Source organism: Streptomyces sp. NPDC046805, from assembly GCF_040645355.1.
Taxonomy (GTDB): Bacteria; Actinomycetota; Actinomycetes; order Streptomycetales; family Streptomycetaceae; genus Streptomyces.
This window is the reverse complement of the sequence record NZ_JBEYYC010000004.1, coordinates 142,173-154,560: the sequence shown is the minus strand read 5'-3', so window position 1 is coordinate 154,560 and position 12,388 is coordinate 142,173. Positions and strand designations below refer to the sequence as shown.

Annotated in this window: 13 protein-coding genes and 1 pseudogene; 2 read left to right on the top strand and 12 right to left on the bottom strand. The window is 70.6% G+C overall.

Translation table 11 applies throughout. The annotated features are described in order from the left end of the window. Nucleotides 1-129 precede the first annotated feature (129 nt). The 4 genes from ABZ910_RS06935 to ABZ910_RS06920 form a co-directional block, all read right to left on the bottom strand. Nucleotides 130-672, bottom strand: coding sequence for an FABP family protein (locus ABZ910_RS06935; RefSeq protein WP_361360363.1), 543 nt, complete (start codon nt 670-672; stop codon nt 130-132). A gap of 76 nt (nt 673-748) precedes the next feature. Continuing rightward, the gene (locus tag ABZ910_RS06930; RefSeq protein ID WP_361360361.1) at nt 749-1,186 is read right to left on the bottom strand and encodes a hypothetical protein; all 438 of its coding nucleotides are present in this window, start codon (nt 1,184-1,186) and stop codon (nt 749-751) included. Between the two features lie 54 nt (nt 1,187-1,240). After that, nucleotides 1,241-1,753 carry a YbaK/EbsC family protein gene (locus ABZ910_RS06925; RefSeq protein WP_361360621.1) on the bottom strand — a complete coding sequence of 171 codons (513 nt, stop codon included), beginning with the start codon at nt 1,751-1,753 and terminating at the stop codon, nt 1,241-1,243. 112 nt (nt 1,754-1,865) lie between these two features. Continuing rightward, nucleotides 1,866-2,855 (bottom strand): GNAT family protein, encoded by a 990-nt coding sequence (locus ABZ910_RS06920; protein ID WP_361360359.1) that lies wholly within the window; start codon nt 2,853-2,855, stop codon nt 1,866-1,868. 53 nt (nt 2,856-2,908) lie between these two features. Here ABZ910_RS06920 and ABZ910_RS06915 point away from each other — a divergent pair, with 53 nt between their 5' ends. Further along, nucleotides 2,909-3,568 (top strand): TetR/AcrR family transcriptional regulator, encoded by a 660-nt coding sequence (locus ABZ910_RS06915; RefSeq protein WP_361360357.1) that lies wholly within the window; start codon nt 2,909-2,911, stop codon nt 3,566-3,568. A 54-nt stretch (nt 3,569-3,622) separates the two neighbouring features. Here ABZ910_RS06915 and ABZ910_RS06910 read toward each other — a convergent pair whose 3' ends face one another. The 8 genes from ABZ910_RS06910 to ABZ910_RS06875 form a co-directional block, all read right to left on the bottom strand. After that, nucleotides 3,623-5,200: a GMC family oxidoreductase N-terminal domain-containing protein gene (locus ABZ910_RS06910; RefSeq protein ID WP_361360355.1), complete on the bottom strand. Its 1,578-nt coding sequence runs from the start codon at nt 5,198-5,200 to the stop codon at nt 3,623-3,625. 335 nt (nt 5,201-5,535) lie between these two features. After that, nucleotides 5,536-6,768: a cytochrome P450 gene (locus tag ABZ910_RS06905; RefSeq protein ID WP_361360353.1), complete on the bottom strand. Its 1,233-nt coding sequence runs from the start codon at nt 6,766-6,768 to the stop codon at nt 5,536-5,538. Nucleotides 6,769-6,778: 10 nt separating this feature from the next. After that, nucleotides 6,779-7,990, bottom strand: coding sequence for a cytochrome P450 (locus ABZ910_RS06900; RefSeq protein ID WP_361360351.1), 1,212 nt, complete (start codon nt 7,988-7,990; stop codon nt 6,779-6,781). Next, nucleotides 7,987-8,607 (bottom strand): ATP/GTP-binding protein, encoded by a 621-nt coding sequence (locus ABZ910_RS06895; protein WP_361360349.1) that lies wholly within the window; start codon nt 8,605-8,607, stop codon nt 7,987-7,989. Before ABZ910_RS06895 ends, ABZ910_RS06900 begins: the two co-directional genes overlap by 4 nt. After that, nucleotides 8,585-8,935: a DUF742 domain-containing protein gene (locus tag ABZ910_RS06890; RefSeq protein ID WP_361360347.1), complete on the bottom strand. Its 351-nt coding sequence runs from the start codon at nt 8,933-8,935 to the stop codon at nt 8,585-8,587. The genes ABZ910_RS06895 and ABZ910_RS06890 overlap by 23 nt, the downstream gene beginning before the upstream one ends. Continuing rightward, complete coding sequence (locus tag ABZ910_RS06885) at nt 8,932-9,354, bottom strand: roadblock/LC7 domain-containing protein (RefSeq protein WP_361360345.1); 423 nt, start codon at nt 9,352-9,354, stop codon at nt 8,932-8,934. The genes ABZ910_RS06890 and ABZ910_RS06885 overlap by 4 nt, the downstream gene beginning before the upstream one ends. A gap of 2 nt (nt 9,355-9,356) precedes the next feature. Next, nucleotides 9,357-10,682 (bottom strand): ATP-binding protein, encoded by a 1,326-nt coding sequence (locus ABZ910_RS06880; RefSeq protein WP_361360343.1) that lies wholly within the window; start codon nt 10,680-10,682, stop codon nt 9,357-9,359. A gap of 599 nt (nt 10,683-11,281) precedes the next feature. After that, nucleotides 11,282-11,914, bottom strand: coding sequence for an ATP-binding protein (locus ABZ910_RS06875; RefSeq protein WP_361360341.1), 633 nt, complete (start codon nt 11,912-11,914; stop codon nt 11,282-11,284). On the opposite strand from ABZ910_RS06875, the pseudogene ABZ910_RS06870 reads away from it, so the two are divergent. Further along, a pseudogene (locus tag ABZ910_RS06870) lies at nt 11,868-12,125 on the top strand (helix-turn-helix transcriptional regulator); the annotation flags it as partial. The gene ABZ910_RS06875 and the pseudogene ABZ910_RS06870 sit on opposite strands and share 47 nt — an antisense overlap. Nucleotides 12,126-12,388: the final 263 nt, after the last annotated feature.

Below are 12,388 nucleotides of genomic sequence, written 5' to 3'. Positions count from 1 at the left end.
CAGGCCCTGCGGCACCGGCAGCAAGATGGCCGGATCGCAGCGGTGGAGCATCTTGACGCGCTGTCGAAGTACGTGTTGCAGGACCTTGTCGCCGAGCGTCGGACGGGTCCCACAGCCACGTACGTCGGGCTATCGCCTGCGGCGCAAGGTCGCCGAGAGATGGTGCTGCAACGGCAGGCCGACCGCCGCGAGTTCGTGGACGAACGTGAGGGTGTCGCCGTCGGCCAGGGTGTAGCGGCGGCGGGTCGCGTCGACCTCCTTGGCGGTGGGCGTGAGGGCCACCTCGTGGGTGGAGAGGTCGACCGTGTCGTGTGCCGCACGGCCGACCGCGATCTCCGCGATGCCGGTCGGCTGGGTGATCAGTGCCTCCACCCGGCCGTCGGGCTGAAGCCGCCACCAGCCGCTCTCGCGGGCCGCCGGACGCAACGGTGCGCCCTCGGCGTCGAGCAGCCAGGCCCGGGCCTCGTAGCGGAGGAACGGGCGGCCGTCGTGGCTGAAGGTGACCTCCTGCGCGTACGTGAAGTCCTCGGCGAGCGTGGGGTATCCGCCCTGTCCGCGGCCGTGCCACCTGCCCAGCAGACCGAGCACGGGCGTGAGCAGCGTGTGCGGGGCGGGTGCCTCGTCCGGCCGGTAGCCGTCGGGGTACGGGTGCTCCGGTGCGGGGTCGATCACTTCTGCGCTCCTCGGGTCGTGCCGGTGCCGGGTGACAGCCTAGAGAGGCCCCGGACTCCGCCCCGGGAAGCGAGGGTCAACGCCTGCCCGCGCGGTCCAGTGCCGCCTCGGCCTGCGCGGCCAGGGTGGCGACCAGGTCGGCCGCGGAGGGCAGGTCGGAGATGAGGTGGACGGCCTCGCCGGCCCAGATCGGCAGCGAGGGCACCGTGCCGCGCGCCACGTCTTCCTGGTACGCCCGTTGGGCCTCGACGTCGGCCGCCAGTTCCGCCTCGCGGCCACGCCACTGATCGAGGTAGGGGTGGCTCAGGGTGCGGGCGGTGTATTTCGACGGCCATCCGGCGCCGCGGGCGATGTCGAGATCCCAGCTCCCGGCGCCCAGCAGCCCGAGGCCGCCACCGCGTCGGACAGCGGCGGTCGGCGCCCCGCCGGCCGCCCCGCCCATCGGAGCCAGCGCGATCGGGTGCCGTCCTCCGAACAACTCCGTGAACTCCGTCGTCAGCGCCACACGCGTCATGATGGCCGCTGTACGACTCGGCCGCGCAGGGAATCCGCGTTCAGTGCGGGTCCGTCAGGCGAGCGGCGGTGACGTCACCCAGCCCGGCCGGTGAGCGGGCGGCTGCCCACCGTCGCGCTTGTCCTCGTCGTCGGCCACCACGGCGGACTCCCCGCCGGTCAGCTTCACCAACTCGGCGAACGTCGTACGGAACACGGTGTGCGGCATGCCCGCACCCGCCCACACGTGCTCGTGGCCGGCCAGCGCCTCATCGACCAGCGTGCGCACCGGGCGCGGATGCCCCACGGGCGCCACGCCGCCCACCTCCTGGCCCGTCACGGCGAGCACGAAGTCGGGATCCGCGCGCCGGATCTTTTTACGGCCCACCCCCAGAAGGCGGGCGAGCAGCCGGGTGTCCACGCGATGCGCTCCGCTGGTCAGCACCAGCAAGGGCTCACCGTCGACGGCGAAGATCAGGCTGTTGGCGATGGCGCCCACCGCGCAACCCAGTTGAGCTGCCGTCTCCGCTGCCGTGGGCCCCGGGGCCGGGAGCTCGACCAGTTCCGCGGTGCTGCCGAACTCGCTCAGGGCCGCGCGGACCCGTCGTACTCTCTCGTGCAAGGTGACTCCCGGTCGTCTCTCGATCCTGCTCAGGTCTGCTCGGGCCGCGCACCGATGCGGATCACGGGGACCCGTGCGATCAGGCGCCGATGGCGGGATCGTCGTCCCACGCCAGCGAGGCTATCCTCCAGCCCTCGGGGGTCCGGATGAACTGCGTGGTCTTGTGGCCGGATTCCTCGAACCACCCCTCGCCCTCGCGGAATCCGGACTTGCCGTAGTCGCTGAACCGGTGGGCGATCGAGCCGAACATCTCGGTCCGCTCGGCGACTTCCCATTCGGAGAACTCCGTCAGCGTCCCATCGGTGAGTATCTTCTCGCGGGACTCGACGAACGTGTCGATGTCGTAGATGAGGGTCGTGTCCCCGACGTTCTTGATGATGCTTCCCTGGGGGAGGAAGACCGCGCGGATGATGTCGAGGTTCGGCCGGTTGCCGCCGATGGTGTTGAAGGCGCCGAAGAGGTCGCGCATCAGCCGGTCGAGCTCGGCCTTGTCGGCGTTCGCGGTGGCGTCCGCGGTGGTGTCCGCCGGGGGCGGCCACTCGTCGGACAGGACCGACCAGACTTCGCTGTCGCGCCGCACGCCGCGGTAGGGATAGCGCCGACGCAGCACACCCTCGCGGGTCATGCCCAGCCGGCGTGCGGTCTCGATGCTGCGCTTGTTCTCGGGCGTGACCCACCACTCGACCCGGCTCATCCCGCGTTCCGTGAACGCCCAGTCGATCAGCAGCCGGCCCGCCTGGGTCACCAGGCCCCGCCCCTCCCCGGCGGGCTCCAGCCAGCAGCCGATCTCACAGGTTCCGGACTCGCGGTCGAAGCGGGTGAACATGACGCCGCCGACGAGCGTGCCGTCCAGCCAGATCCCGTAGATACGGCCGGTGTCCTGGGCCAGACGGTCGGCGTAGCGCTGGAGGGTGGCGGTGGCGGATTCGAGGTCGGCGCTGAACGTCGCCCAGGGTATCCAGGGGTCCACCAAGGGCCGGGCGCGGTCGATGTGGTCGAGGAACTCCTGTGCCTGCCAGGGTTCCAGAGGGCGGAGCTGAGCATGGTCGCCGATCGGCAGAGTGAACACGGGCACCTCGTTCCCTGGGTACGTAACAAGCGTTCGGTACGTAAGGTAGCAGCATGCCGCCCGCACCCGGAGACCACGAAGCCCGCCGCAAGGACGTAACTCGCGCCGTATGGCAGGTACTTGCCGACAGGGGATTCGGCGGACTGACGCTGCGCGCCGTCGCCGCCGCGATGGACGTCTCGACCGGGATGCTCATGCACTACTTCCCGACCAAGCGGGCCCTGATCACGCATGCCCTGGACCTGCTGGAGAGCCGCACCGCACAGCGCCCCCGCCGTGCGCGCCCCGCCCCGGGCCTCGCGACCGTACGCGCCATGCTGCTGGACATCCTGCCGCTGTCCCCGGACGACACCGCCCGCAACCGCATCTGGGTCAGCTCGTGGGACCTCTCCCTCGCCGACGACGAACTGGCCGCGGAACAGGCCGGCCGCTACACCCGACTCCGCGAGACGCTCCGCCCTCACCTCGAAGCCGCCCGGGACCTGCGCCAACTCCCCGCCCACGCCGACCCGGAGCACCTCTCGGCCACCGCCGTCGCGTTCACCCACGGCCTGGTCGTCCAGGCGCTCTTCGACCCCGGGCGCTTCCCCGAGGACGTACAGACCGCCATGCTCGACGACTTCCTCGCCTCGATCGCCTCGCCTTGTGGCGGCTCGCGTGTCGGTGCACACCCCGACCTTGACTACCGTCCGCAATCATCAAGCTCGTCATGATTGCAGACGGTAGTGAACGGGGTCAGTTGGCCGGCGTCTGGGCAGTACGGGGCGTCAGGGCGTCTCTCCCTCAAGGCCGTTGCGGCCCGTGATGAGGTCGGCCGCCTTCTCCGCAGCCATGATGGTGGGCGCGTTGGTGTTCCCGCGCGGCACCGCCGGGAACACGGAGGCGTCGACGACCCGCAGGCCCGCCACGTCGAACACGCGCAGCTCGGGGTCCACCACCACGCCGATGGCACAGGTCGACGTCGGGTGGTACAGCGTCTGTCCGGACCGTTGCGCCCAGGCGAGCAGGTCCGCGTCGGAGTCCGAGGCGGGCGCGTCGCCGTACGGGCCGGTGGCGAGGTCGGCCACCGCGCGCTGGGCCGCGATCTCCAGGGCGATCCGGATGCCGGCGACAATGCAGTCCCGATCCTCCTGCGTCATCAGGTAGTTGTGCACGATCCGGGGCGCCGCGTCCGGGCGCGGGGAGCGCAGGGTCACCGCGCCGCGGCTGGTCGGGGCGAGCACGCACGGGCCGAAGGCGAAGCCGTGGTCGGTGGCCGGGCCGAGCCCCTCCTGGTGGAAGAGCACGGCGGCGGCGTGGAATTGGAGGTCTGGGGCGGCCAGGCCGTGGCGGCTGCGGAAGAAGCCGCCGGCCTCGCCGATGTTGGAGGTCAGCGGGCCGCGCCCCTCGCGCTCCAGCAGCGCGGCGTTCTCCGGGCTCGCCGCGCCGATCAGCGACTCGATTTCGGTACGGAAGTTCAGCAGCGTTGCGTAGTGGTCCTGCAGGCCCTGGCCGACCGGCAGATCGCGTACGACGTCGATGCCGAAGGTGGACAGGGCGACGGCGGGCCCGATTCCGGACAGCATCAGCAGCTTCGGGGACTCGTAGGCGCCCGCGGACAGGATCACCTCGCGCTCGGCGCGGACGACCTCGACGGCGCCGCCCCGCTCCACCTCCACACCCGTCGCCCGGCCGCCCTCGATCACCACGCGGTGGGCGCGGGCCGAGGAGAGCACGGTGAGGTTCGGCCGTTCCAGGGCGGGGTGCAGATAGGCGACGGCCGTGCTGCAGCGCATGCCGCCGCGCTGGGTGAGCTGGTAGCGCCCGACGCCGAACTGCGTCTCGCCGTTGAAGTCGTCGTTCGCCTTGTGCCCGGCCTGCTCCGCGGCTTGCACGAAGGCCGTGGCGAGCGGGTGCCCGGACCTGCCGTCGCTGACTGTCAACGGACCGCCCACGCCGTGGAATTCGTCCGCGCCGCGCTCGTTGTCCTCGGAGCGCCGAAAGTACGGCAGTACGTCGGCGTACGACCAGCCCGTGGCCCCGGCCGCGGCCCAGCCGTCGTAGTCGGCGCGACTGCCCCGGATGTAGATCATCGCGTTCATCGAACTGGAGCCGCCGAACATCCTGCCCCGGGGTAGATAGGTCCGCCGGCCGCCGATCCCGGGCTCCGGGTCGGAGTCGAGGTCCCAGTCGAGGCTGGACTTGAACAACTGGGGGAAGGCGGCGGGGACATGGATCTCCTGCGCGGTGTCGGGGCCGCCCGCCTCGATCACCGCCACCCGGACCTCGGGGTCTTCCGACAGCCGTGCCGCGAGCACGGAGCCCGCGGAACCGGCGCCGACGATGACGTAGTCGTACGTGCTCATTTCATCCCCTTCGATGGGAGACATGCCCGAAGCACACTTCCGTGGATGAGGAGTTCCGTCCAGAGCGGCTACGGCTGTACGACGAGGTCGTGGCGCGGGAGGGGGTCAGGTGCGGCGCACGCGGCAGTACGGCCGCGGACCCGACGGCTCGACCCACCTGTGGCGCGCGGGGCTGACCAGGGAGCCCGGAACTCTCCCGGATGACCGTCCGGCGAGGGCCTTCCGGCGCCGGTCGTGGATGTCGCGATCCACGCCGGGCCGGAAGGCCCTCGCCCATGTCAGGATCCCCCGGCCGGGACGTGTGTCTCCGTCCAAGGCCTCACGGGAGGGACCAACTAGTCGGCCGACGGCCGCAGGCGCACGGGAAGCGCCTGGTGTCCGTTGCTGATGAGCGACGGAAGAGGCTCGAGCTTGTCCGCGGGCACGGCGAGCTCGATCTCGGGGAAGCGCTCGAAGAGCTGCCTGAGGGCGATGACGACCTCGAGCCGCGCGAGCGGCGCGCCGAGGCAGAAGTGCACACCGTGTCCGAAGGCCAGATGCTCCTTCGACGGCCGGGTGGCGTCGAAGGTGTCGGCCGTGGTCCCGTGCCATTCGGGGTGGCGGTTGGCGGCGGCGTAGGAGGCGAGGATCGCCTCGCCCTCGCGGATCGTCTGCCCGTCGGGGAGGGAGATTTCCTTGACGGCATAGCGCAGGGGCAGGTGCTTGACCGCGGGCTCGTGCCGGAGGGTCTCCTCGACGACGTCACTCCAGTCGATTCGGCAGGCACGAAGGTGGGCGAGCTGTTCGGGGTCGGTGAGGAGGGCGGTGATGGCCTGGTCGATGACGTTGACGGTGGTCTCGTACCCGGCGGAGATCATCAGCAGCAGGGTGTCCCGCAGTTCGGCGGCGCTGAGACCGCTGCCGTCGCCCTCCTCGTCGCGGGCGGAGATGAGGAGGGACGTCATGTCGTCACCGGGCTCGGCCCGCTTGGCGGCGATCAGCTGGTCGAGCATCTCGTACAGGGCGGCGGTGTTCGCGGTCGCCTGCTCGACGCTGAGGGTGGTGTCGAAGACGCCGTCGACCGTCGTACGGAACTCGGCCCGCTGGTCCTCCGGGACGCCCATGAGCCGGCCGATGACCGCTATGGGAAGCGGGTAGGCGAGACGCTCGCGCAGGTCGGCCACCTCGCCGGGGGCGCAGGTGTCGAGGTCGTCGAGGAGGGCGGTCACGACGGCGGCGATGGCGGGCTCCAGCGCCGCGATGCGGCGCGCGCCGAAGGCGGGGGCGATCATACGGCGCAGTCGGCGGTGGTCGCCGCCGTACGCGGTGAACATGTTCTCGACGGCGACCCAGAGGGCGAGGGGCCAGGTGGAGACGGCCTCGGCGAAGGCGGGCCAGTGGGCGCGGGCGTCCTTGGAGACCTCGGAGCTGGTCAGGAGCTGCTTGAGCAGGTGAGGGTCGGAGATGGACCAGGCGGTCACCCCGAGGATGTCCACCAGGGCGGCCGAACCCTGGGCGCGCAGGGACCGGTGTTCGGCGTGGTGGTCGGAACCGGTGGGGTCGAGAACGAGGACGGGCTGCTCGGACACAGGGCTTCCTTCAGATCGTCGGGAAGATGACGGGCAGTGACTCCAAGGCCCGGTGGAAAGGGCCGGGACGCCAGCACAGTTCCTCGGCGGGAACGGCGAGGTCCATCTCGGGGAAGGCGTCCGTCAGATGACTGATCGCCGTCTCGGCGATCAGATAGGCGTGGGAGCGGGCCGGACACGAGTGCGGACCGGTGCTCCACGCCAGATGGGCGCGGTTGCCGACGATGGCGTCCGGGCCCAGTCCGCGGGTGAGTTCGGGGTCGTTGTTGCAGGCGGCCATGGAGATCACGACCGGCTGGTGGGCGGGGAGCACGATGCCGCCGACGTCGGCGGGGTAGGGCGGGTAGCTGATGCAGTAGTTCGCGAGCGGCGGGTCTTTGTACAGGACGGTGTCCAGGGCGTCGCGGATCGTGGACTGGGCCGAGTGCAGCGTGGCGGAGAACTCCTCGTCGACGAGGAGCCTCCGGCAGGTGTTGACCATGAGGTTGGTCAGCGGTTCGATGCCGGCGCCGTAGAGCGTGACGAGCTGGTGGCCCATCTCCACGTCGTCCAGCTGCGCGGAGTGGGCGATCAGCCGGGTCGTGATGTCGTCGGCGGGGTGGCGCCTGCGCAGCGAGACGAGGTCGGAGACGGCCTGTTCGAGGATCTCGTTCCCGCGGGCGGCGTCGGTGGTGTCGAAGATGCGCGCCATGCCGTCCGCGATCCGGGTGCCGATCTCGTCGGGGCAGCCCAGCAGCGCGCTGAGGACCCGGAAGGCGATCGGGAACGCGAACTGGGTGACGAGGTCGGCCCGCTCGGCGGAACGGAACTCGCCGACCGCGTCGTCGGCGACCTTCTCCACCAGGGCCCGCAGCTCGTGCTGGTCCACCTCCTCGATGGCGGCGGTGTTCGCGGACCGATAGCGGTAGTGCTCGGCGCCGCCGCTGCGCAGGGCGTTGGGCCGCCACTCCATCATCGGCCGCACCGGGCAGGTCTCGGGAATCGACTCCTGCCAGGCCCGGGGGTCCGCGGGAAACCGGAGGGGGTCGTTGAGGATGCTGCGCGCCTGGGCGTAGCCGATCACGAGCGTCGCGCGTACGTCAGGAGCCAGCTCGACGGGCACGAGGGGGCCGTACGTCTCCCGCATGCGCTCGTAGGCGGCGTGCGGGTCGGCGGCGAACTCCGGCGCGTACAGAAGGACGGGACTCAGCGCGTCCGGAGGGTCGTAGTGCGTGGAAATCATCGCAGGGGCTCCAGGGATTGGGCCGGGCGGTGCGCGGTGAGGTATTCCATGAGCGTGATCAGGGCGTACAGCGACGACGTGCGGTCACGGGCGTCACAGGTGGTCAGCGGGGTGTCGGGCGGAAGAGCGAGGGCCTGGCGGATCTCGGACTCCTCGTAGGTGGGGGCGTCCGGGAAGACGTTGATCGCGACGGCGAAGGGGATGCCGTGTGTTTCCAGCAGGTCCAGGGCGCCGTGGCAGGCGTCGAGGTTGCGGGTGTCGGCCAGCACCAGGCAGCCGAGCGCTCCTTCGGCCAGGTCCTCCCAGACCGGCTGGAAGCGCATCTGTCCGGGCAGCCCGAACAGGTAGAGGACGAGCGTGCGGTTGGCCAGGTGGATGCGGCCGAAGTCCATGCCCAGGGTGGTCGTGGTCTTCTCCGGCGTCCCGCGCAGGTCGTCCACGTCGAGGCTGTCGACCGTGATGGGTTCTTCCATGCGCAGCGGTGTCACCTCGGACACGCTGCCGATGAGGGTGGTCTTGCCCACGGCGAAGCCACCGGCGACCACGATCTTGGCGGACTGGGTCACCGTCTCCGGCACGTAGGTGACAGGCATGTCAGACCAGTTCTCGTAGTCCATCGAGCACCCTTTGCATGAGATTGGATTCGGGCCGTTCCAAGGCGGCGGCCGGGATGGTGAGGTGGCCTGAGTCGATCAGGGAGGAGACGAGGATCCGCACGGTGGAAGGGGGCATCTGGAGGGCGGCGGCGATGTCCGCGACTGCGAGACCCCCGCGCCCCACAGCGAAGAGACCCATCACCTGCCGGGTGTCGGGCCCCAGTCCGGCCACGGGCTCGGCTGCGGCGATGACCACGCTCTCCAGACGTACGTCCGCCCGCGGACGCGTGCGGCCACCGGTGCGGACGTACAGTCTGACGATGTCCGGATCTCGCCGCGGCCCGCTCATGCCGCTGTGCTCCCGTCCGAGTCGACGGACTGGCGCTCCTGGGTGCCGAGCTGCTCACCCACCTGTACGGCCAGTGCCGCCATGTGATGCCCGATCAGGCCGAGGTCGGCGTGCGGGCCGGTGGTGCACACCGACAGCATCGTGTGCTGTCCGGCGGCCGTCGTCAGGCCGAAGTGATTGACGCACTCGATCAGGTGCTGGCGTACACCGCCCCCTCCGGTGAACTCGTCCCAGGCCCGGCTCGAGGCGCGCAGCGAGGCGGTGAGGGCGGCGAACTTCTCGCCCTCCTCCTGACTGAGGGTCTGGGTGCGGGCCTTGAGAAGACCGTCGCTGCTCATCAGCACGGCGTACCGGACCCCCTCGACGGAGCCGAGCTGTTCGTCCAGGAGCCAGCCCAGGGTGTTGGTGGTGGTGTTCATGGTCAGTGTCCTTCGGTCTCACGGGGGGTGGTCGAACTCTCGCGGCCGCGACGGGTGCCCTCCAGCCAGGCGACGGCCGGCTCGGGGCGGCCCGGCTCCACCTGCTGCGGGGCGGCGGCGGGACGTGGCGCGGCCGCGGCGGGCCGGCGGACGGTCAGCCCGCTCGAGGTGGTGGTGTCCGCGGTCTGCGGGCGCGGCTTGGGCTGCTGGCGCTTCGCGGTGGTCACGGTGTTGCTCGGGGGCTGGGTCGTGAGCAACTCCTTCGGCAGCACGATGAAGGCGCGGTTGCCTCCGTAGATGTTCGGGGACGTCACTTCGACGCGGTAGCCGTAGCTCGCCGCGAGAACGGCGGCCACACGCAGTCCGGTCTGCGGGTAGGCGCCGAGCCGGGTGATGTCGTCACGCTCGGAGGTGGTCATCACGCGGCGGGCCCAGGTCAGCCGCTCCTCCTCCATCCGCAGGCCGGCGTCGTCCACGTTGAGGAACACGCAGTTGCTGCCGTGCTCCAAGGAGACGTGGACCCGCGCGTTCGGGGGCGAGTACCGCAGCGCGTTGTCCAGCAGCAGCGCCAGCGTGTGGACGACGGCCTCCACGGCCCGGCCCTCCACCGCGATGCCGCTCATCTCCGGGTGCTGCACCCGCTCGTAGCCCACGACGCGGCCCATCGCGGCGCGGACGACATCGGTGAGAGGCGTGGCCGGATGGCGCTTGGACAGCTTGCCGCCGGCCAGGACGACGTAGCCGGAGGCCGTCAGCAGCATCTGCTGTGCCAGATGGTCGACTTCGACCAGCGTCTCGTACGCCGGGTCGCCCACGTGCAGGCGCACCCCGGCGCTGATCCGGGTGCTCAGCTTCTCCGCGCGGGCCACCAGGCTGGAGCCGAAGGCGCGTACGGCGGCACGCGCGACGTCCACGGCCTCCTGCCGGGCGTGGGACACCCGTTCCTCGGACTCGGCCTGGGCCTGAGCGAGTTGCTCCTGCGCCTTGGCCTCCGTGTACTGAGCGGTCTGGACGATCGCGGAGCACACCTGGGGGGCGAGGGCGTCGAGGACACCCACGATCGACGTGCCGGCCAGTTGCGGCACTCCCGTCGGACGGGGACGGTAGGCCCTTCCGCTCCGCGCCTCGTTCGCGGCGGCGGGAACGACCGTCTGCGTCACGTGCTCAAGCTGCCGCTCGACGAAGCCCATCTGTTCGGCGAGCGTGGTCGCGTGCTCGTGGAGCCGGTCGGCCCGTCGCCGCTCCTGCTGCCATTTCTGCCGGTAGCGCACCGCCGGCGCGGCCGCGGCGACCGCCACCACGGCGAGAGCCCATATCAGCGCAGTCATAGATCCTCACGAGAGTCGGGGCATCCTGGGCAGGGTCCGTACCGACGTCACTGTCGGCGCGGTGGTGCGGCGCCAGGGGAGTCTTCGCGCCACCGAGCGGTGACGCGAAGCAAGCGGACACACCGGCGAGGCGCTCGGAGCGCCTTCGGGTCTCCGGGCCGCGACCCGGACACGGGGTGGTGCTCCTCCGTCAGGAGCGGCGCGTCAGGGGTGGCCGGACGGCCGACCCGTCGCCGCGGACGTGGGGTGCGGTCCGTCTGCCGCCGAGGAACGTGTGCCGCTCGATGCCCGGGTGGCGATCGGGCCGCCCCGGCGGGGACGGTCGGAACCGAAGGACCGGTGCTGGGGTCGCGACGGTCCCCGCCGAGGGTCTGGTCATGTCGCAGCCGTCGTTGCCGGGTCTGTGTGCGGCCGAAGCCCCGACAGCGCGTGCGCCTCTCTCATACGCGGACGGAAGCGGGTGAGCTGCCGACATGGGGCGTTGTTCCTCACTGGTTCTGTCGGTGGTGGCCAGGTGGTGCTGTTCGGCGAGGGCGGCCGGGGGATGCATTCGTCTTCCCCCTGGCGGGCCGGGCGGATGACCGTTCCCTCCGGCGGGCCTAGGCCGATGACGGAGTCGCGTCCCCGACGTAGAACCACACGTCCTTGCCGACGCCGTACCGCGGCACGGACAACTCGTCCACCAGAGCGCGTACGAGGACGAGCCCCCGGCTGGACTCGCCGAACGGGTCCGCGGTCGGCCGCTCCAGCGGACGTGGGTCCCCGTCGCGAATGACCGCGGTGACGCCGCCGGGCACCTGCCGGACGAGCAGGCCGGCCAACGCGCTTCCATTCACGTCGAGTTCGGCGTTTTTCAGCATGTTGGTCAGCAATTCATGCACCGCGAAAACCGCCTTCTCGGCAGCATTGTCGCCGACCTCCCACCACGTCAGATACCGGCGCACAATGTCCCGAACGAGGCGCAGGTGCCTTTCTTTCAAAAGGCAGTTCATGTCGAGTCGGCCGCGGATGCTTCTTGAGGTGACGCGAGCGGGAACACCCTCATCGGGAGTCGCAAGGAGTGCCCTCAAGATGCTCCGTCCATAGTGCCGGTGGCCGCGCGAGCGGTATCGGTTGCGGTGTGTACGGGGACCGAACCGATCGGCCACCATTGAGACAGAGCACGCCGTGCACGTGCAGGGCTTGATGCCGAGAATGGAAAAGTTCGGCATCACGAGGACGGGAGCAGTCATGCCGCAGCCGGAGAAGTCCCTCGACCCGGGAGCTTCCCCGCAGGAGTGGTTCGGATACGAGTTGCGTCAACGGCGCAAGGCGGACGGCCTGTCGGCGAGGTCTCTCGGGCGGCTCGCGCAGGTCAGCGACGACATGATCCTGGCGGTCGAGAAAGGCCAGTACCCCTCGTGCCGACGCGAGGTGGCGCAGCGGCTGGACAAGGTGCTGGACACGGGCGGCGTCTTCGAACGGGCCTGGCCGATGGTTTTCACTCCCCGCGATGCCGATAAAAGGCGGCCCGATGCCGATAACCAAACCAGGAGGGCGAGGGAGGCTACGGCTCAATTACGCCATGACCGCATCCCGGGCAGGGGTGAAATATCTCCTCATCCTAGGGAGTGTCACCCCGCCTCCCGGGGCCGGGTCCGTCAAGTCGGCGGCGAGTCCGCCGTCACTCCGGCGGGCTCCGCACCGCTTTTCCCTTCGCCCCCGTC

What these genes read in the sequence shown, in the direction of transcription:
- ABZ910_RS06930 (WP_361360361.1), bottom strand. Translation starts at nt 1,186, where the DNA reads ATGACGCGTGTGGCGCTGACGACGGAGTTCACGGAGTTGTTCGGAGGA.
- ABZ910_RS06915 (WP_361360357.1), top strand. Translation starts at nt 2,909, where the DNA reads ATGCCGCCCGCACCCGGAGACCACGAAGCCCGCCGCAAGGACGTAACT.
- ABZ910_RS06910 (WP_361360355.1), bottom strand. Translation starts at nt 5,200, where the DNA reads ATGAGCACGTACGACTACGTCATCGTCGGCGCCGGTTCCGCGGGCTCC.
- ABZ910_RS06900 (WP_361360351.1), bottom strand. Translation starts at nt 7,990, where the DNA reads ATGATTTCCACGCACTACGACCCTCCGGACGCGCTGAGTCCCGTCCTT.
- ABZ910_RS06895 (WP_361360349.1), bottom strand. Translation starts at nt 8,607, where the DNA reads ATGGACTACGAGAACTGGTCTGACATGCCTGTCACCTACGTGCCGGAG.
- ABZ910_RS06890 (WP_361360347.1), bottom strand. Translation starts at nt 8,935, where the DNA reads ATGAGCGGGCCGCGGCGAGATCCGGACATCGTCAGACTGTACGTCCGC.
- ABZ910_RS06885 (WP_361360345.1), bottom strand. Translation starts at nt 9,354, where the DNA reads ATGAACACCACCACCAACACCCTGGGCTGGCTCCTGGACGAACAGCTC.
- ABZ910_RS06880 (WP_361360343.1), bottom strand. Translation starts at nt 10,682, where the DNA reads ATGACTGCGCTGATATGGGCTCTCGCCGTGGTGGCGGTCGCCGCGGCC.
- ABZ910_RS06875 (WP_361360341.1), bottom strand. Translation starts at nt 11,914, where the DNA reads ATGACTGCTCCCGTCCTCGTGATGCCGAACTTTTCCATTCTCGGCATC.